14 protein-coding genes and 4 pseudogenes are annotated in these 18,865 nt (G+C 49.1%); 16 read left to right on the top strand and 2 right to left on the bottom strand.

The window, feature by feature from the left end; translation table 11 throughout:
- Window positions 1–182 (bottom strand): annotated as a pseudogene (locus tag CPT76_RS40085) (AraC family transcriptional regulator); the annotation flags it as partial.
- A gap of 376 nt (window positions 183–558) precedes the next feature.
- Here CPT76_RS40085 and CPT76_RS19385 point away from each other — a divergent pair.
- From CPT76_RS19385 to CPT76_RS19335, 11 genes and pseudogenes are all read left to right on the top strand, one after another.
- Window positions 559–921, top strand: a pseudogene (locus CPT76_RS19385) (hypothetical protein); the annotation flags it as partial.
- Between the two features lie 122 nt (window positions 922–1,043).
- A pseudogene (locus CPT76_RS19380) lies at window positions 1,044–2,361 on the top strand (extracellular solute-binding protein); the annotation flags it as partial.
- An 80-nt stretch (window positions 2,362–2,441) separates the two neighbouring features.
- Window positions 2,442–3,422 (top strand): ABC transporter permease, encoded by a 981-nt coding sequence (locus CPT76_RS19375; protein WP_105443986.1) that lies wholly within the window; start codon window positions 2,442–2,444, stop codon window positions 3,420–3,422.
- A 14-nt stretch (window positions 3,423–3,436) separates the two neighbouring features.
- Window positions 3,437–4,432 carry a carbohydrate ABC transporter permease gene (locus tag CPT76_RS19370; RefSeq protein ID WP_105443985.1) on the top strand — a complete coding sequence of 332 codons (996 nt, stop codon included), beginning with the start codon at window positions 3,437–3,439 and terminating at the stop codon, window positions 4,430–4,432.
- A 35-nt stretch (window positions 4,433–4,467) separates the two neighbouring features.
- Entirely contained in the window at window positions 4,468–6,006 is a 1,539-nt protein-coding gene (locus CPT76_RS19365; RefSeq protein ID WP_105443984.1) for a response regulator transcription factor, read from the top strand.
- Between the two features lie 24 nt (window positions 6,007–6,030).
- Entirely contained in the window at window positions 6,031–6,615 is a 585-nt protein-coding gene (locus tag CPT76_RS19360) for a hypothetical protein (protein ID WP_105443983.1), read from the top strand.
- Window positions 6,546–7,850 carry a sensor histidine kinase gene (locus CPT76_RS19355; protein WP_105443982.1) on the top strand — a complete coding sequence of 435 codons (1,305 nt, stop codon included), beginning with the start codon at window positions 6,546–6,548 and terminating at the stop codon, window positions 7,848–7,850. Before CPT76_RS19360 ends, CPT76_RS19355 begins: the two co-directional genes overlap by 70 nt.
- Window positions 7,843–9,381 (top strand): response regulator, encoded by a 1,539-nt coding sequence (locus tag CPT76_RS19350; RefSeq protein WP_181152930.1) that lies wholly within the window; start codon window positions 7,843–7,845, stop codon window positions 9,379–9,381. Before CPT76_RS19355 ends, CPT76_RS19350 begins: the two co-directional genes overlap by 8 nt.
- A gap of 122 nt (window positions 9,382–9,503) precedes the next feature.
- On the top strand, window positions 9,504–10,802 hold the full coding sequence (locus CPT76_RS19345) for an SGNH/GDSL hydrolase family protein (RefSeq protein WP_308737623.1): 1,299 nt from the start codon (window positions 9,504–9,506) through the stop codon (window positions 10,800–10,802).
- Window positions 10,803–10,867: 65 nt separating this feature from the next.
- Window positions 10,868–11,638, top strand: a complete 771-nt coding sequence (locus tag CPT76_RS19340; protein WP_105443979.1) for an alpha/beta hydrolase — start codon at window positions 10,868–10,870, stop codon at window positions 11,636–11,638.
- Between the two features lie 448 nt (window positions 11,639–12,086).
- Window positions 12,087–13,295, top strand: a pseudogene (locus CPT76_RS19335) (ABC transporter substrate-binding protein); the annotation flags it as partial.
- Between the two features lie 49 nt (window positions 13,296–13,344).
- Here the strand turns inward: CPT76_RS19335 and CPT76_RS19330 are convergent.
- Complete coding sequence (locus CPT76_RS19330; protein WP_258168602.1) at window positions 13,345–14,145, bottom strand: AraC family transcriptional regulator; 801 nt, start codon at window positions 14,143–14,145, stop codon at window positions 13,345–13,347.
- Between the two features lie 133 nt (window positions 14,146–14,278).
- Here CPT76_RS19330 and CPT76_RS19325 point away from each other — a divergent pair, with 133 nt between their 5' ends.
- The 5 genes from CPT76_RS19325 to CPT76_RS19310 form a co-directional block, all read left to right on the top strand.
- Window positions 14,279–15,103: a sugar phosphate isomerase/epimerase family protein gene (locus CPT76_RS19325; protein ID WP_105443977.1), complete on the top strand. Its 825-nt coding sequence runs from the start codon at window positions 14,279–14,281 to the stop codon at window positions 15,101–15,103.
- Window positions 15,104–15,324: 221 nt separating this feature from the next.
- Window positions 15,325–16,278, top strand: a complete 954-nt coding sequence (locus tag CPT76_RS41540; RefSeq protein ID WP_308737622.1) for an extracellular solute-binding protein — start codon at window positions 15,325–15,327, stop codon at window positions 16,276–16,278.
- The gene (locus CPT76_RS41535) at window positions 16,206–16,808 is read left to right on the top strand and encodes a type 2 periplasmic-binding domain-containing protein (protein WP_308737635.1); all 603 of its coding nucleotides are present in this window, start codon (window positions 16,206–16,208) and stop codon (window positions 16,806–16,808) included. Before CPT76_RS41540 ends, CPT76_RS41535 begins: the two co-directional genes overlap by 73 nt.
- Before the next feature lie 18 nt (window positions 16,809–16,826).
- Window positions 16,827–18,590, top strand: coding sequence for a sensor histidine kinase (locus tag CPT76_RS19315; protein ID WP_258168601.1), 1,764 nt, complete (start codon window positions 16,827–16,829; stop codon window positions 18,588–18,590).
- Window positions 18,568–18,865 (top strand): response regulator (locus tag CPT76_RS19310; protein ID WP_146116359.1); only part of this gene is annotated, 298 nt, incomplete at its 3' end. The genes CPT76_RS19315 and CPT76_RS19310, both read left to right, overlap by 23 nt.

Raw genomic sequence — 18,865 nt, 5'->3', positions numbered from 1 at the left:
ACTTTCTGCTGCGGGCGGTAGAGGATAACGCTGTGCGTAGGATATTCCTTGAGTGCACCATTGACCCAGAACTGCGCGGGAGTCTTGGTGATGACAAGAAGCCAGTGATGACCCACGGGAACATCGATCACAAAGTTGCTTGGGTGCGTCGTGTTATACTCAACAAAATGAATATGGGCCATCCTTATCCCTCCTTGAATGATGTCTCTACTATACTATAACAAGGAAAATATGAACGAAACCCTATGAGTTCTACCTTAGCATCAGGTAATATGTTCAGTGAACGGATCATGAGATGATCCACCGTATGCAAGCGCCTCGCGGCTGTCGTCAATTCGCCGCGGGGCGCTTGTTTGTGTCAAACCTTGGGCGACTATATTTTTAGGGGGAACATCTTGAGTTTGTGAATTGTAAGCGATTTCTAGAAAGATATAATTTAGTTATCACCGGGTGAGAATGTGTAACAATAGATGAAAAAGGGGAGGGCACAAAGAAATGCGCAAAAAGGTAAAACGTTCACTCATCGTTTTGTGTATCGGCATGATTTCTACGGCACTGCTGCTATCCGGCTGCAGCGGATCAGGAAAAACGAGCGGCGGGGGATCGGCGGCTGAATCAAGCGGGGACGATACGAAACCCATTACCCTGTCTGTATTTATGGACGCCCCGGGCCAGCAGCCTACGGCCGACAACAAAATTTATAAATTGATTAAAGAAAAAACCGGCGTCAGTCTGAATATGGAATTTTTGGTCGGGGATCTGCAGCAGAAGCTGGGCGTTATGATCGCAGGCGGCGACTACCCGGATCTCATCTCGGGCAATGACAAACTGATCAATGCGGGGGCTTATATTCCGCTGGAAGATTTACCAATAGCTTTGGAGTTTATACATTCTGATATTATAAGAAAAACGTCTATCGACGTACCTTCAAAGAAGACAGACCGCGTTTAAAGGTAATTTTCTTGTCAATATCAGGAAGCAATAGCTCTGGAGTTTATACATTCTGATATTATAAGAAAAACGTCTATCGACGTACCTTCAAAGAAGACAGACCGCGTTTAAAGGAAGTTTTTCTTGCAATATCAGGAAGCAATAGGCTCTGGAGTTTATACTGCGGAAGTATGGAATCAAATGAAGGATCCGAAGGACGGACATATTTATGTACTCCCAAGCTACGGCGTGTACACCGGTTCGGTTCACGATACGACCTATCAGGGACCGGGGTTCTATTTGCAAAAGGATGTTTTGAAAGAAATGGGCTATCCTACGCCGAAAACGCTGGAAGAGTACTTTGATATTATCGCGAAATATAAGGCCAAACATCCGGATATGATCGGATTTGAAACCTTGAATTTTGACTGGAGGGTATTTCCGCTCCAGAACGCGCCGGAGCATTTATCCGGTCACCCTAATGACGGCGGCGTGATCGTGGACAACAACAAGGCGCAAATTTTTGCGGACAAGGATATCGCGAAAACCTACTATAAGAAGCTGAATGAAGTGAACGCGCAGGGCTTGCTGGATAAAGAAGCCTTCGTGCAGAACTATGACCAGTACCTGGCCAAAATCGCCAGCGGGCGGGTGATCGGCATGTTCGATCAGCATTGGAACTTCCAAGATGGTGAGAATTCCCTGATTTCCCAAGGGAAAATTGGAAGCACTTACGTCGGCTTTCCGCTCATGTATCCCGGTGCAAAGGAATACTACCGCGATCGCGGAGGTTTGAATCTCAATCGCGGATTCGGTATTTCCGTAAAAGCCAAAGATCCGGTCCGGATTATAAAGTTTATGGATGCATTGATGACAGAGGATTGGCAGAAGACGCTGCAATGGGGAATCAAGGGAGAAGATTATGAGGTAAAAGAGGACGGCACGTTCTACCGGACTCCGGAGCAGCGGAAAAATGCGGACAACAATACCTGGAAATTAGCGAACAAGGCAGATTCGTTCTTTGGATACATGCCTAAAATGCAGGGATCTTACAGTGATGGCAACGCGACAGATCCCGGAACCCAGCCGCAGGAATTTTACGATAGCTTGAAGCCTTATGATCAAGAGATCTTGAAAGCATACAATCATAAAACCTGGGCGGAATTTTTCAAGGAGCCCGGCCCGAACCCGGTATATTTTCCGGCTTATACCATCATTCTGGAGGACGGCTCGGCCGCTCAACTGGCCAGCACCAAATTAAACGACCTATCGGTAAAATATTTGCCGAAAGCGATTATGGCTTCCCCTTCGGAATTTGATAGTGTATGGCAGGATTATGTGAATCAGATCCACAAGCTGGATATTAAGGCTTACGAAGACCGCATGAATGAGCAAATTCAATGGCGGATTAAGAACTGGAGCAGCAAGTAAGAGCTGTAGAAATCCAAACGGGGCGGGGAATTCATTCCCCGCCCCGTATTGGAAATGACATAAGGGAGGGGAACAACGAGATGTCTGAAATCGTGCTGACCGGGGAGGTCAAGAGCAAGAAGAAGAAGAGAGTGGACCCGGAAATTGGCGTCAGCCTGAGCTGGAAAACCCTGAAAGCCCAAAAGCAGCTGATATTCATGTCGGTTCCAATTGCCATTTACTTAATCATATTTTCATATGTCCCCGTCTGGGGATGGCTGATGGCTTTTCAAAACTATCGTCCGGCCCTGTCCTTCTGGAAACAGGATTGGGTTGGACTGCAGCAGTTCCGTTTTCTGTTTCAGGACGATGCCTTCCTTGGGGTGCTGCGAAATACGATTGCCATGAGTTTCATCAACCTGGTTTTGGGTTTTGTAACGGCGATTGCCTTGGCACTGCTGCTGAACGAAATCAAGGTGCGGTTCTTTAAAAGGACGGTACAAACCATATCCTATCTGCCGCATTTTCTGTCATGGGTCATCGCGGCAGGCATTGTTGCGACTTCCTTATCTGTGGATGACGGCATCGTCAACACAGTACTCATGAAGCTGCATCTGATTGATCAGCCCGTGATGTGGCTGAGTAAAGGACACTATTTTTGGGGAATCGTCGGGCTGTCGAACGTTTGGAAAGAGGTTGGCTGGAATACGATCATCTATTTGGCAGCCATTACCTCGATCGATCCGTCCCTTTACGAAGCCGCTTCCATCGACGGTGCAGGCAGGTTTCATAAAATGAGGTATGTAACGCTCCCTGGGATCAAGTCCACTTTTATCATCCTGCTCATTATGAATATCGGGCATATCCTGGATGCAGGATTTGAGGTTCAGTATTTGCTGGGGAACGGCCTGGTCGTGGACTGGTCGCAAACGATTGATATTTTCGTGCTGAAGTACGGGATATCGATGGGGAATTATTCCCTTGCCACGGCTGCAGGCATATTTAAAACGATCGTGAGCGTCATACTCGTATTGATTGCGAATTCCATCGCAAAGCGTCTTGGCGAAGAACGATTGGTATAGAGGAGGACGGGGAAATGAAAACAGAAGTCAAGAGTCAGTTTCGCCTGGAACCCGTCGTTTTCCATACGCTGAATACGCTGTTTATGCTGATTGTCGTCATTGTCACGCTGTACCCTTTTCTTCATACGATGGCGATTTCATTTAATGACGGAAGCGATTCGCTGAAGGGGGGCGTGTACGTTTGGCCGCACACCTGGACCTTGCAAAATTATAAAGCGGTATTCGTATCGGGCACGATCTATCACGCCGCGTTCATTTCTGTGTCCCGTACCGTCATTTCGACCGTGCTCGGCGTATTTCTGACGACCATGCTGGCTTATACATTGGCCCAGCCTCACTATATTTTCCGCAAAAAAATAAGCATGCTGTTTATATTGACGATGTACTTCAACGCAGGCTTGATTCCCAACTATTTTTTGATCAAAGACCTGGGTTTGCGGAACAGCTTCTGGGTCTATATCCTGCCGGGTTTGGTCAGCGCATTTAACCTGATCGTGATCCGAACGTACATCAGGTCGCTCCCGGGAAGCCTGGTTGAATCCGCCAAAATTGACGGAGCCGGTGATTTCCGGATTTTCTGGCGGATCGTATTTCCGCTGTGTACGCCCGTCCTTGCGACCATTGCCTTGTTCATCGCCGTAGGCTCCTGGAATTCCTGGTTCGACACGTTCCTGTACGCTTCTTCCGAACAGAACCTCAGTTCACTCCAGTATGAAATGATGAAGCTGCTTGGATCGACCATGAGCACGAATAACGATCCGTCCATGATGGCAGGGGCAAATACCAACCAAACCCAGGCCATGGTAACGCCGGCGTCCATTCAGGCTGCAATCACGATCGTGACCGCGATGCCGATATTATTCGTTTATCCTTTTTTGCAAAGGTACTTTGTGGTAGGCTTGAACTTGGGAAGTGTCAAAGATAAAAATTTTTCGGGCGCTCGTTTCAGACGAGAACAGTACCGTTCCGGCAGCTGCCGGAACGGTTTCTCCTATTCCATGGGTGTATAATGAAGCAAATTCAATCGGTGGAGCGGTGATGCCAAATGCTTAAAGTCTTACTTGCCGACGACGAACCCTTAATGCTGGAAGGTCTGTGTTTTTTGGTAGACTGGACCGAATTGGGCTTTGAGATTTGTGGTACGGCTATGGATGGGGATGACGCCTTGCAGCTAATCCAGAGTCTCAATCCCGATTTGGTCATTACGGATGTTCGTATGCCCGTCATTGATGGATTAGAGCTGATTAAGCAGGTGCAGGGCGGGGCTCCCCAACCGAAATTTATTATTATAAGCGGATATGCTGATTTTCAATATGCCAAGACAGCCATTCAATATGGCGTTTGCAACTACCTGACCAAGCCTCTGGATGAGGGCGAGTTGGAATCGGCCGTGAAAAACATAGCTTCGGAGATCCAGTCTGAGCGGAAATCGGATGCGTACCGCAGAGCCGAGACTGCCTATGTCCAAACAGAACTGCTCTCACAGCTTCTCACAAGAGAATACGCTCCGCAAGAGCTGGAGCAGGCGGTTAGGCAGCTCCCCATCGGCGATGATTCGCGGATTCGCTGCATGCTCGTGTATGGAGCTGCTTTGGAGCATGGAAATGTTCGCGGCTGTCGGCTGCTGGATCGGCTGAGCCGTCTGGCCGAACAGCAAATAGAGCATATTACCGTGCTTCCTTTCGTGATCGGGCAGGACAAGCACGGCTACGTATTGATATCCGGCCCCGACGGACCGGAATTGACTCCCCTTCTTGTTACCCGGTTTATCCGATGTATTAGAAACGATTATGAGGAGAATGTCACCTTCTCGGTGAGCGATGAGCATAGAGGACCGTATTCCCTCAACACCGTTTTCCAAGAAGCCGCTGCCGCTGGGGTTTCCCGTCTCGATAACCGTCATCAAGAGGTTTATTATTATGAGGAGGAGAATCTGGAACAGCAGCTCCTTCTTCCCTCTGCGTTTATGAAATCGCTCACAAAGGCGGTTGTGGAAGGCAGGGTGGATGAGCTGCCCGGTCGTGTGCGCGAGTTTTTCGCTGTCATTTCGGGAAACCACGCTTCAAAACCGTGGACCAGCGCTTATGCAGCCAATATCAAGGTTGAACTCCTCCATGAAATCGGCAGAAGGGGAGGCAGCACAGCGGACTGGGAGAGGAAATGGTTTAACGGCTCACCGGCGTTGACGATGCAAAGCGACCTTGAAAAACAAACCCTGACCGAGCTCCGTGAAGCGGCGGAGTGGTTTGCTGAAGAAGATGGGGTTCAGACGGATCAAAACATATCGAAAGCGATAGAATTCATTCGTGATCATTATCCCGAGAAACTGAAGCTGCAGGATATCGCCGAGGTTCTGCATGTCAATGCGGCCTATCTGGGACAGCGCTTCAAGAAGAAACTAGGCATTTCCTTTAACGAATATTATCATGCCGTGCGGATTGAAGAAGCTATGAAGCTACTTCGGCGAACCGACTTGAATATTTGCGAGATCGCGGCTCGTGTCGGTTATGCCGATACCGATCAGTTTACGGCCAAATTTAAAGCCATCAACGGCATATCCCCTTCGGTATATAAGAAGGGCTGAAAATATGATGCAGGAGACAGGTGCATGAACGTGAAGTGGAAGACCTCAGCTCTCATGGACGATATCCCTTTAAGATACAAGTTTTTAATCATCCTGCTCGGTGTGCTTATTCCGATCATCAGCATCAATACGCTGTTCTATTTGCAGACCAGTAAAAATGCCGAAACCCGTGAACAGGAAAATCTGCAAATTTCGGTAGAGCGGGCGGGTTACGATTTTATGCAAATGGTTAATGAATGCGTTGCCATCGGCAACACGGTAGCTGCGGACCGGACGTTGAATGAAATGCTGGATTATAACTATGCGGATTATGATGAGTACTATGAAAATTACGACAATGTATTAAGAGATCGGCTGCGTCAGTACAGCAACCTGCATTCCTATATTTTATGGCTTGGCGTATATACGACGAATCCGACCATTCAAAGCGGTAACAGCTATTTTGCTTGCAGGACAGCGATAAGAACAGCGAGTGGTATCAAAAAATCGCCGGGAGCAAAGAAAAAGTGCTGCTCACTTCGTATTTGGATACGAACCCGATGTACCCGAATCAAAAGAAGGTATACATCAGCATCATTCGGAAAATGGACAATTACCCCGGACTATTAAAGCATACAAAGTATCTGCGGATCGATTTGAGATTGGACAGTCTGAAAGAATTGTTCGCCAAGGAACGGGATTATATGACATTAAAGCTGATCGATGACAAAAACAGAATCGTTTTGGCATCCGACCAGTCGCATGATGATGCGGGTGACAGTCAACTGTTGAGCCTCCCTGTTGAGAGTGGAGCTTCCGGAGATGGAGCGATAAAGGATATTATCAGGCCATTAGGACCGGCAAATTATACACAGGGCTGGAATCTGGTCGGAACGCCCGAAAGGAAAGATATCAGCGGCGAGCTTCGTCATATCCTTCGTTTTATCCTGATTTTGGCTCTGATCACCACGCTGATCCCGGCCATCTTGTTTGTAGTCATTCTGCGTTCCTACAATCTAAGAGTAAAGCAGCTGTACAAGCATATGAAACTTGTGAACTACGAACGTTTCGAAACGATTCATATGTACGAAGGCAAAGACGAAATCGGCGGACTCCTACGGAGCTTTAACATGATGACCGAAAAAATCCGCAATTTGATCAATGACGTCTACAAGCTGGAAATCCAGAAGAAGGATCTCGAGCTGGAACGGGTCAGGGCGGAATTGAACTATTTGCAAAGCCAGGTGGACCCCCACTTTTTATTTAATACATTAAATGCGGTGCTGGTCATCTGCAAAAAATACAAGTACGAGCAGGTGACTGATATTATTCGCAATCTGGCCCAGATTCTGCGCAGATTGTTAAGCTGGAAAGATGACCTGGTGACGATTGAGGAGGAGGTGATGTTCATTGAAATGTACCTCCAGATCGAAAAATTCCGGTTCCAGGACCGGTTTTCCTATGAGCTGGACGTTGATCCCGGCCTGATGAAGTACCGGATCCCTAAAATGAGCATCCAAGCGCTCGTGGAAAACTCTTGCAAGCATGGACTCCAATCGGTCAAAGGAGCACGATTGATCCGGATCGGGATCCATCGGTCCTATGAGAACCTTATCATTACCGTTGAAGACAACGGGATCGGCATGAACAAGGACAAGCTGGATTGGATCAACCGGAATCTTCATTCGGACGATGACACCGGAAAAAATATCGGACTGCGCAACGTGTATAAGCGTCTGAAAGTGTACTACGACGGTCAGGCCAAGCTTGTCATTGAAAGCGATCCATATGTACGTACGGCGATCGTAATCCAAATCCCGTTGAACCAGGTTCATGCACAAGCGGGAGGTGAAATTCATGTATAGCGTGCTTCTTGTGGATGACGAAGCGATTGCCCTCGAGGGGCTGAAGATGTTGAGCGATTGGGAAGGACTCGGTTTTCAAATCTGCGGAGCATGCGACGACGGCGAAGATGCCCTGTCTCTGATTATGGACACGCTGCCGGATTTGGTGGTCACCGATATTCGCATGCCGGGGATCGACGGACTGGAATTGATACGCCGAGTCCGTTCCATAGAACATTATGATCCGATCTTTGTTGTTCTCAGCGGGTACAGCGACTTTGAATATGCCCGCACGGCTCTTCGATACGGGGTGAGATTTTATATGCTCAAACCGGTCATTGAGCCTGAGTGGGATGCGATGATCGCGACGATTATTAATGAACTTGACGCCAAATCACGCACCAGGGAGCAAGAAGAAGCTACCTCCAAACAAGTCTTGGCCATCGCCCTTTCCCGAATGCTTCGCGGAGAACTGACCGAAGTCGACGGGGATATTGCGCAATTGATGGATCAGATGAATCAGCAAGCCACCGGCTGGCGGTATATCCACATTGAAGGGCTGACATGCGAGGGAACGGAAATTTGCCGGTCGCTGTCCCAGTCAGTACATGCGTTATATATAGATATGTACTGCAATCAAGCCGGTCTTATCGTAGATACTGCACGTAAACCATTAGAGCTTGCGCGGCGCGTGCATGAAGAACTGCTGGAGCATGGCCTTGACTGCTCCGTGTCCGTCGGTCCCTCGGTTCAAACCCTTCATGACTTGCCTGAGTCTTATATGAGGGCAGCCAAGGCTTCCCTTCAGCACTTCTTCCGTTCGGAGGAGGGAGGGGTGATTGACGTTGACCCGGATTCCTCGCATGAAATGAGTTACGTTCTTCCTCCGTCCCTTGTCTTGGATGAATTGCTTATCGCTGTCGAGAGATCACAGGAGCAGAAAGTTTGCGATATGCTCCATCAGTTGTTCGAGACATTTAAGGATAACAAGACTGCCCCTGAAGTGGCATACATGGCAAGCATTCAGATCGTCATGAAAAGTATCGAGCTGATCAGGGAATTCGGCGGGACCATGGATTTATGGCGGGATGTGTTCCATTTTTTAAGAACGAAGCCGGGTTCCGTTGCTGCGTTAAAGCAGTCGCTGCACACGTTTTTAGAGTTATGCATGGGAACCGTCAAGCACTACAAAGAAATGAATTCCGAGCATCCCTTGGTGCAAATCGAGCGTTATTTGCAAGAGAATTTCCATCAGAATCTGACGATCAAGAAGATTGCGGAACGATTTTTTATCAATCCGGTTTATTTAGGGCAGGCGTTTATCAAAAAGAACGGTGTCGGCATTCTGGAATACATCCACGATTTGCGGATTGCCGAAGCCAAAAGAAGATTGTGCGACACCGAAGAAACGGTGCGGGTGATCGCAGAGGATCTCGGATATGTCCACTATCACCATTTTTTAAGAGAATTCGAGAAGCGGACGTCTCTTAAACCTGTAGCTTACAGAAAATGGCATCAACCGGGAGATCGGTTAGGTATTTCTGCCCCGTAAGCAGTAAACATCGGGTGGGTATGTAAAGAGATGCGGATTGAGTTTATCCGTCCGCTGCAGGGATAATGAAGTTTGATAAATCGAAACGCAAATTCCTAATCACAGTGAAAAGGGGATTTCCCATGACAGACCATCCAGCTGCATCCACGAACGAAGCTCGCGGCCCTGCGGCTCCGCGGGACCCCGAAAACCGGCGTGAAGATGATCAAGCTGCCGAAGACATGATCGATCCTCCGGTTGACTTTGAAGGGCAGTCCTACCGTGACATGGTCGCCAAATCTCTTTTGAATCGAGGCAACAACAAGAGATTGAAAGCGGCCATCGAAAAAGCGAAGAGAGGGGAGCCGGTCACCATCGCCTACATCGGCGGCTCCATCACCCATGGAGCTGGGGCTATCCCGCTTCCTGTAAACGGTTACGCCTACAGGTCGTACGATCTTTTTAGGAAGCGGTTCGCCTCCTCCGAAGGCAGTCCGATCCGTCTGATCAAAGCGGGAGTAGGCGGGACGCCGTCAGAGCTGGGGATCGTACGTTATGATCGGGATGTGCTCCGGGACGGTACGGAGAATCCGGATATCGTGGTCGTGGAGTTTGCCGTCAATGACGCCGGCGATGAGACGCGGGGCAATTGCTACGAAAGCTTGGTGCTCAAGGCGCTTGGGGGCGATAGCCGGCCTGCGGTGATCTTGCTGTTCAGCGTGTTCCTGAACGACTGGAATCTTCAGGATCGGCTGGCTCCGGTCGGGTGGCACTACGACCTTCCCATGGTCAGCATAAAGGATGCCGTCGTCGAGCAGTTCAGTTTGGCCAGGGACCAAGGAGGCGTCATCTCCAAAAGGCAGTTTTTCTATGATATCTATCATCCGACGAATAGCGGCCATCAGATCATGGCGGATTGCCTGGACTGGCTGTTCGAAGTCACGGACCGGTCTGCTCCTGATGAGGAGGATGTCCTGACCGATCAACCGCCGTTGATCGGCAACGATTACGTTCAGACTCGGCTGCTGGATCGCCAGAACGTTGACCGTATCGCTCAGATCGATACCGGTGGTTTTCGGGAGACCGATACCGATCTGCAGCTCGCGGAAATGGACGATCACGATTACGGCACGCCCCAGTTTCCTCATAACTGGATGCATACTGCCGGATCGGGAGAGGGCCATTTTACAATGACCATCAGGAGCAAGCGTCTCATTCTCGTATTTAAAGACTCGGGAAGCAGCGATTTCGGATCCGCGGAGATTCGGGTGGACGGAAAGCACAAGCTGACCGCTGATCCGCATGAAGTGAATTGGACGCACTGCAGTGCGGTTATTTTGTACGATGAGCCGGAATCAGGGCAGCATACCGTAGAGATCCGTATGGCGGCGGGCAGCGAACATAAACGCTTTACTATTCTGGGGTTTGGTTACGTGCTGTAAAGCTTGTTTGTACTTTGTACAGTTCTATTTAATCATGTGAGTCCATAACAGGGGAGGAAAAGAAATTGATAGAAACAGCGCCAACGGGCTTTGACCAATATAGGGAACATATCAGCCGCGGACAAATCGAACTTGTGGAATATGATTCAGAAACTGTCGGCTGTGACCGCAAAACGTTCATATACACCCCACCCGGGTACTCAGAACAACACAAGTATAACGTGCTCTTTCTCCTGCACGGAATAGGCGGGGATGAAGCCGAATGGAAGAATCACGGCAATATACAGGTCGTGCTCGATAATCTTTACGCCGACGGCAAGCTCGAGCCCATGATCGTCGTACTCCCTAATGGCCGCGCGATGCCGAACGACAGGGCGGAAGGAGACATATTCGATCCCGACAAGGTGAAAGCCTTCGAGACCTTCGAGTTCGATTTGCTTCATGATCTGATTCCTTTTATTGAATCGAAATACCCGGTATTCACAGGCAGAGAGAATTATAGTATCGCCGGTTTGTCCATGGGCGGAGGGCAGGCGCTGAATATCGGATTGAATCATCTCGACCGCTTTGCCTGGGTAGGAGCTTTTTCTCCGGCCCCGAATACCAAGGTCCCCGAACTGCTCGTACCGAATCCAGAAGAGGCAGCAAATCTGCTTAGACTGCTCTGGCTATCCTGCGGAGACCAGGATGACCTGAAGCATATCAGTGACCGGACGCACTCGTATTTGTCAGAGCACGGCGTTCCTCATGTCTGGTACGAGGAAAGCGGCGGTCACGATTGGCCGGTTTGGAAAAACGATCTGTACCATTTCTCGCAGCTGCTGTTTCGAGTTTAGCATCATGGATCAGGAAGAAACCTTTCCTTTACGGATAGGTTTCTTTTTTTTTTGAAGATTATAGAATTTAAAATTTCAGCGAAGCTGAACCATTCTATTATCGCAAGAAAAACTTCAGCTACACGCGGTCTGTCTTCTTTGAAGGTACGTCGATAGACGTTTTTCATAGCGCATATTCCGTTTTTTGAAAGTCCGAAATGATGTTTAAAACTTACAAATGCCATTTAGATTATCTATGGTTGTTTGCCGGAAATCCATTTAACATGATCCGTGTGCTTGCAGTTCATCAGGGTCCAACAGGCATCGGAACCGATTCTTCGGTCATCACGAGGCATACGCGTGCAAGCTCATGTTTTGAAAGCGCTGTCCTATTTGGAGACAGCGAAATCCAAAGGGGGGTATTTTATGAGGAAGCGTAAGTCAATGGTGCTGGTTTGGTGTTGAAGAGAGCGGTACTTCGGAAATGAATTTCGACATGGGTGGCCGGACGATCAAATGGGTATCTTGGTACGACGAATCGATCAAGGAAGATAATCCGGACAATATTAAAAAGAAGCAGAACCTGGACGAACTCATGAAGAAGCATAACTTTAAAATGGAATACGTCACGATCGACTATGGCGAGTACGTGAATAAAGTGACGTCATCGCTGCTCGCGGGAGAGCCGCTCGGCGACATTATCCGGATGGCCAGACCTTGGATGATTCCAACGCTCGTGAAGCAGGATTTATTCTCCCCGGTTGATGAATTCACAAAAAATCAGAACGTATTTATTCAGCAGTACACGAACGATTATTCGCAGTTTGAGGGCAGGGGCTACGGGTTCAGGGCAGGCATCAACGGTGCTTCATCAGGTATTTTTTATAATCGAACCTTGATGGAGAAACTGGGCCTCAAGCCGCTGCAGGAATACGTCAACGAAGACAACTGGAATTGGGAGACCTTCATCCAGGCAGCCAAAGAGGCGAACAAAGATACGAATAATGACGGTAAGCTGGACACCTGGGGGCTCGCTTCCGCTTCCATTTTAGTTCAGGCTCTGGCGGCCAACGACGCAAATATCGTGTCGGGAGATAAGCAAAATCTGGAGGACCCGAAAACGAAAGAAACCTTAAACTTCATATCCCAGCTCGCAACGGAAAACATCGCCAGACCGACCGAAGGCGGTGATTGGACCGAACCCGGCCAATTTTTCCGTCAAGGGAACACGCTGATGTATGCCGGGAGCGATTATGAGATGGATGGATTCAAAAAGGATATGCCTGATTTGGATATAGGCTTCCTGCCCTTCCCTAAAGGGCCCAGCGCTACAGAGTACCACTCCCATCTTACGATTCCGAATTACTTGACGATCCCGAAGGCGGTCGAACATCCCGAGCAATTGGTTTACATTTATGAAAAAATCAACGATATCGAGTCCATCTACGACTACCCGAAACAAGCTTCGCTCGAAACGTTATTCAAGAACGAAGACGACATCAACAATGCAAAGATGGCAGGGGAAAGCATCAATGTCGTCGACGGCAAAGACGGGTATCCTTCCATGCCTTACTACGAGCTAGTCGGAGACATTATTGACGGAAATTCCGTTTCCACGGTCATTGGAAAATACAAAGAGCCGTTCCAGGCTTCGATTGATGAGGTTTGGAAAAAGTAGCGGTGATATGTACCGTCCCCACGAAGAAAACATCCGAAGTGGGGACTCCTTATTCAAGGAGGTGCTTCTGCCCTGACTGCTTCCTTGCAGCAGATGGAGGATAGCCCTTCATTTCCTTGAACAGCTTGCTGAAATAGTAAATATCGTCAATCCCGCACATTTCCGCCGCGTTCTTCACGGTAAAGTCACCGGATGACAGCATCATTTCGGCATTGTTGATGCGAATGCGTTTGATGTACTCCTTGAGTGTCGTACCGGTATTCTGCTTAAATAACCTGCCCAAATAGACGGGGCTCAGATGCAGCCATTCCGCCAATTCGGCGATCGATAGATTTTCCGAGTAATGCTCTGAAATGTATTCGGTTAATTTCTTGATCCGCGGATCGATCGGCATGGGCGCTTTCCGGTAATAGTTGGTGAGCAGACGGTGGAGGATAAGCTCGAACAAAGCGCGTGCCTGGATGTGGTAAAACGGCTGCTTGCTCATCCATACATGGTTGAATTCACGAATATACCCCAGAATCTCCCTGGTGATCACTTTCTTGGTGACGCCTTTAAACGGGAGATGGATATGATTATACGGTTCGGCCCAAAAAAAGTTGAACGGATACGAATGCATAAGGGACTCCTTGAACGTGTGGGCTTCCCTGATGCTTCCCCCGGGAACGTAGATCATGTCACCTGCTTCTACCGTGAATTTCTCTCCATTAATATAGTAATTCGCCATGCCTTCAACCACAAACGTTAGATCGTGGAAGCCGATTTTCGCTTTCTGGATCGTCCACTCGGGAAAGCATCTACGGTCGATGAACAGAAAAGATATTCGGAACAAGATGAGGATGATGCTCAATTTCCAAGTACACCGCCTCCTTTAAGCTAATCATAGGTTTCGCTCCAGAAATTTCAAGAGAAAATCGAGATTGTATTGCTCATTCGTGATTAAGCATTTCATTTTCAGTTCAGCAAATGAAGGGGGATTTGTCATGATTACATTAACTGGATTCGCAGATGAGATTTCATCGGATTTGGAAGAACAGCTGGATGTCCTCGAATCGGAAAATATTCGTTATCTGGAGCTGCGGGGAGTCTGGGGGAAAAATGTATTGAATTTAACCGAAGAGGAAACGGTGAAGATTAAAGAACGGCTGACCCGGCGGGGATTCGGCGTCTCCGCGATCGGCTCTCCTCTGGGAAAAATCAAGATCACCGATGACTTTGATCCACATTTTACGAAGGCCGAGCACACCATACGTTTGGCAGCGTTTTTTCAAGCCAAGTTTGTCCGCATCTTTTCCTTTTATATTCTGGAGGGAGAACATGACAAATTCCGAGAGGAAGTTTTCCGTCGCATGAAGCGGCTCGTTCAGCTGGCGAATGATGCCGGAATCGTACTGCTGCATGAGAATGAAAGCCATATTTACGGCGATACCGGAGAACGCTGCAAGGACATTTTGGAGGCCGTTTCGTCGCCAGGCATGAGAGCGGCCTTTGATCCCGCAAATTTCGTACAATGCAGGGTACACCCCATGTCTGAGGCATACCCGCTGCTCGCCGGCTACATCTCTTATATTCATGTGAAGGACGCACGGATGGACAATGGTTCAGTGGTTCCTGCAGGCGAGGGAGACGGGCAGCTGCGTCTGCTTCTCCAGCAATTGAAAGAGACGGGATATTCCGGATTTATGTCTTTGGAACCGCATCTGCAAGCAACGGGAAAGCTTGCGGGGCTCAGCCAACCTGAACTATTCGTAGTAGCCTCGAAAGCAATTAAGAAGCTACTGGCCGAGCAGGAAATGAAGTGGAATTGACTGGCGCAAAGTCCTGCATTTATTGGGGGTATTTCTTTAGTTTATGAATAGGAGGGATCATAAAAACTGATTTAAAATAAATAGAGAAAATGATTGCGCTTACAATAAAAAGTAAAAAATGGGTTAGCAAGTAAAAAGATGCGGGTTGCTTGTGTGCGTACGCCATCAAGATAATAGTCTTGATACGCTTTAATGAATCTAATCGAAATGGGGTTGGCGCATTGCGTATTCCCAAATGGAGTGTAGTTGGTCTAGTCCTGACGGTCACGATGCCCTTGTCCATGCTGGCGTCGTGCGACCGGATCGGGGTGTCTGACGGTGAGGAGGTAACAGGGAAGACCGATGGTCAGTACATCTACTCGGAACCCGGCCTGGAGAAGTATGATCCCCCGATTGAGCTCACTTTCGTGCGGGAGACGAGCGATGATTTGGACAACCTGATCAAAACGTTTCCGGGAGAAACACTGGAAGATAATAGGTGGACCCGGCTGTATGAACAAGTTCTGGGCATCCAGATCAAGTATGATTGGACAGCTAAAGGCACCCTTTATAATCAGAAGCTGGGCGTTGCGCTTGCCTCGGGAAACCTGCCTGATGTCGTGAGAGTCGATGCGGATCAGCTGCGTCAGCTGAGCAATGCGGGCCTGATTCAGGATTTGACCGAAGCCTATGAGAAATATGCGGCGCCGTTCACGAAGGAAATTTTGGGCCAGGAGGGGACCGGGCCGTTCGAAGCGGCCACGGTAGGCGGCAAATTGATGGGAATTCCCGAGACAAGCGCATCGATCGAGGGAGCACAGTATATTTGGATCCGGACTGATTGGCTGGACCGTCTCGGCTTACAGCCGCCACAAACGATGAATGACGTCCTGAACATTTCGAAAGCGTTTACAGAAAATGACCCCGACCGAAACGGAAAAAACGATACATTGGGGCTCCCGGTAACCCAATATTTGTGGGATCCCGTGATGGGCTTGTCGGCATTTATGGCCGGTTACGACGCCTTCCCCAATATATGGTCGTGCAGGGCAATCATGAGCAGGATCCGGAAGCCAGATGGCAGGCTTTTCCCATTGTTTCGGCTACAGGGAAACCGGCGAAAGTGCCGCTCCGCTTCGCTACCCATCAATTTCTTGCCGTCCGTAAGGGAGTCCAGCATCCCGAGGCCATCGTAAAGCTGTTCAATTTGCATCTGGAAAAGAACTGGGGAGCGACGGCCGAGTACGAAATCTATTACAGCACCCCATATCCGGCTTGGCAGCTTTCTCCGGTTACTCCGTATCCTGCACTGAAGAATCTGGACGCCTACTACCAAATTGAAGAGGCACGCCGAACCGGAAACCCTAATGTGCTTAAGGATGAGGCAAGGTCGATTCAAAAGAACATCGAGGCTTATCTGACCCGTGGCAATCCGTCCGGCTGGGGCTGGGAACGAACCTATGGCCCGTCGGGAGCGTTTTCCATCCTTGACCGGTATAAAAGGAACAACCAGTTATTGTATGAGAGCTTTGTAGGTGCGCCAACCGATACGATGATCGAAAAACAATCGATTCTCGACTCTCTGACGATGGATACGTTCACCAATATTATCCTCGGGCATCCCATCGATGAATTTGACCGTTTCGTCGAGGAATGGCATCGTCTGGGTGGTGATAAAATGACAGCCGAAGTCAATAAATGGTACTCGAACAAACAGAAAGATTAGTGCATCGGAGGCGTTGTTTTGATTAGGATTCCTGTGAATTCATTGCGTCATACCATCCTGGCCAGGCTCGTTCTGATGTATCTGGTGGTGATCCTCCCGATTATTCTGCTCGGCGTATACCTGTACAATTGGAGCTATACCAACGCAAGCGAAGAAATATCAAGAAATTCACTGGCGCAGTTATCGTCCTATCTTGAGGGGCTGAATCGGGAAATCGAATGGCTTGAAATTCAGCAGTTTGACATTTTGCAGGAAAGCGAGCTCCATAAGATTGCCGTCACCTGGGGGATGATGGACAGCGCCGAGAAAAGGTCGAGCGTAAATTACTTGCTCCACCGTCTGACTTCCATAAAAAACAGCAGCCCGTACATCAAAGATATTTATGTCCATATTTATTCGATCGGTAAAACGATTTCGGCCAGCAATGCCGTCCGTACGCTGGACCAGCAAAGATATGATGAAATAAGCTCCATCGGAGAACGAAGCGGCGCCCGGCTGATGCGGCAGGGGGATTCGCTTCAGCTCACCGCCTCGAAGTTTGGCGGGAACAATGTGGAGGATCCGCTGTATCTCGTTCAAATCGAATTGGATAACAACAAGCTGAAGGACTCATTGAAACCGCTCAGCGTGTATCCCGGAAGCGGCTCGATTCTGATCGCGAGGGAAGCTGGATTCACATTGTCCAGCACCGGAACGCCGCCAGAGCTGCTGGAGGATTTTATAAAGGCGGCCAAGGGCGTGGACGACAGTACGATGCTGCTCGATATCGGGAGAAGGGAGTACCATTTCAATATCGCCAATTCCGACAAGCTGGCCCTCTCGCTCGTTTCGTACTTACCGGAGGGAACGGTCAAGAGACCGCTGATCAAATTCAATCTGTGGGCATGGGTGTTTGCGGTAACTTCGGTTTTTGCCATTATCGTATATGCCTATTCCACTTACCGTTACGTTCATCGTCCGCTGCTGTCGCTCGTCCAAAGCTTTCGCAGGATGGAAGGCGGGACCCTCGATATTCCGATCCAGCATGAGCAGAAGGATGAGTTCGGCTATTTGTATGACCGGTTTAATCAGATGCTCGTCAAGCTGCAGACCTTGATCGATCAAGATTTCAAACAGAAATTGATGATGCAGAAGGCCGAACTGAAGCAGCTGCAGTCGCAAATCAAACCGCATTTCCTGTATAACAGCTTCTTTATCCTGAACTCGCTGGCCAAGACGGGCGATACGGACCGGATCGAGCTGTTTACGATCATGCTCGGCGAGTATTACCGGTTCATCGCCCGCAACGGCGAGGACCATGCCACGCTGTCGGAAGAAATCAAGCATGCGAGAATGTACACGGAAATCCAGCAGCTCCGCTTCTCCCGGCGCATTCGTGTCCAGTTCGATGAATTGCCTGTGGACATGCAGCGCGTCAAGGTGCCGAGGTTGATCGTCCAACCGTTGATCGAGAACGCCTATGAGCACAGTCTGGAGAGCATGCCGAACGAAGGGTTTCTCCGCGTTACGTTTGAGCGAACCGGCTCCGAATGCGTCATCAAAGTGGAGGATAACGGGAACAGCATCAACGATGCCGGGCTCGAAGCCCTCCAGCATCGGGTAACAGGTCCTGCCGAATCCCACGAAATGACCGGGATGATCAACATCCATCGGCGGATCCTGCTTACTTACGGCGAAGGCAGCGGACTGTTCTTGTCCAGAAGCAGTCTGGGCGGGCTTCAGGCCGCCATTCGTATCAAGATCAGGGAGGAGAACGGGGATGTACAGACTGCTCATCGTTGACGATGAAGATATCATTACGGACGGACTGTATGAAGTGTTCAACCGCTATCAACCGGAGCGGCTGGATGTGTGCAAAGCCTATTCCGCCAAGGAAGCGCTGGATTGGATGTCGCGTACGAGAATCGACATCGTCTTGACCGATATAGCCATGCCCGGCATGAGCGGGCTGGAATTATCCGAGGAAATCCAGAAGTACTGGCCCAGATGCAGAGTCGTGTTCTTGACCGGCCACAGTGAATTCGAATATGCGTACCGCGCGATCCAAATGACAAATG

Source organism: Paenibacillus sp. AR247 (assembly GCF_002968895.1).
Classification (GTDB): Bacteria; Bacillota; Bacilli; order Paenibacillales; family Paenibacillaceae; genus Paenibacillus_AQ; species Paenibacillus_AQ favisporus.
The sequence above is the reverse complement of the archived record's forward strand: the minus strand, read 5'-3'. Positions and strand labels throughout refer to the sequence as shown.

Bases quoted from the DNA above. Each gene is read 5' to 3' on its own strand.
- CPT76_RS19325 (WP_105443977.1), top strand. From the start codon at position 14,279: ATGATTACATTAACTGGATTCGCAGATGAGATTTCATCGGATTTGGAA.
- CPT76_RS19370 (WP_105443985.1), top strand. From the start codon at position 3,437: ATGAAAACAGAAGTCAAGAGTCAGTTTCGCCTGGAACCCGTCGTTTTC.
- CPT76_RS19360 (WP_105443983.1), top strand. From the start codon at position 6,031: ATGAACGTGAAGTGGAAGACCTCAGCTCTCATGGACGATATCCCTTTA.
- CPT76_RS19365 (WP_105443984.1), top strand. From the start codon at position 4,468: ATGCTTAAAGTCTTACTTGCCGACGACGAACCCTTAATGCTGGAAGGT.
- CPT76_RS19355 (WP_105443982.1), top strand. From the start codon at position 6,546: ATGTACCCGAATCAAAAGAAGGTATACATCAGCATCATTCGGAAAATG.
- CPT76_RS19375 (WP_105443986.1), top strand. From the start codon at position 2,442: ATGTCTGAAATCGTGCTGACCGGGGAGGTCAAGAGCAAGAAGAAGAAG.
- CPT76_RS19345 (WP_308737623.1), top strand. From the start codon at position 9,504: ATGACAGACCATCCAGCTGCATCCACGAACGAAGCTCGCGGCCCTGCG.
- CPT76_RS19350 (WP_181152930.1), top strand. From the start codon at position 7,843: ATGTATAGCGTGCTTCTTGTGGATGACGAAGCGATTGCCCTCGAGGGG.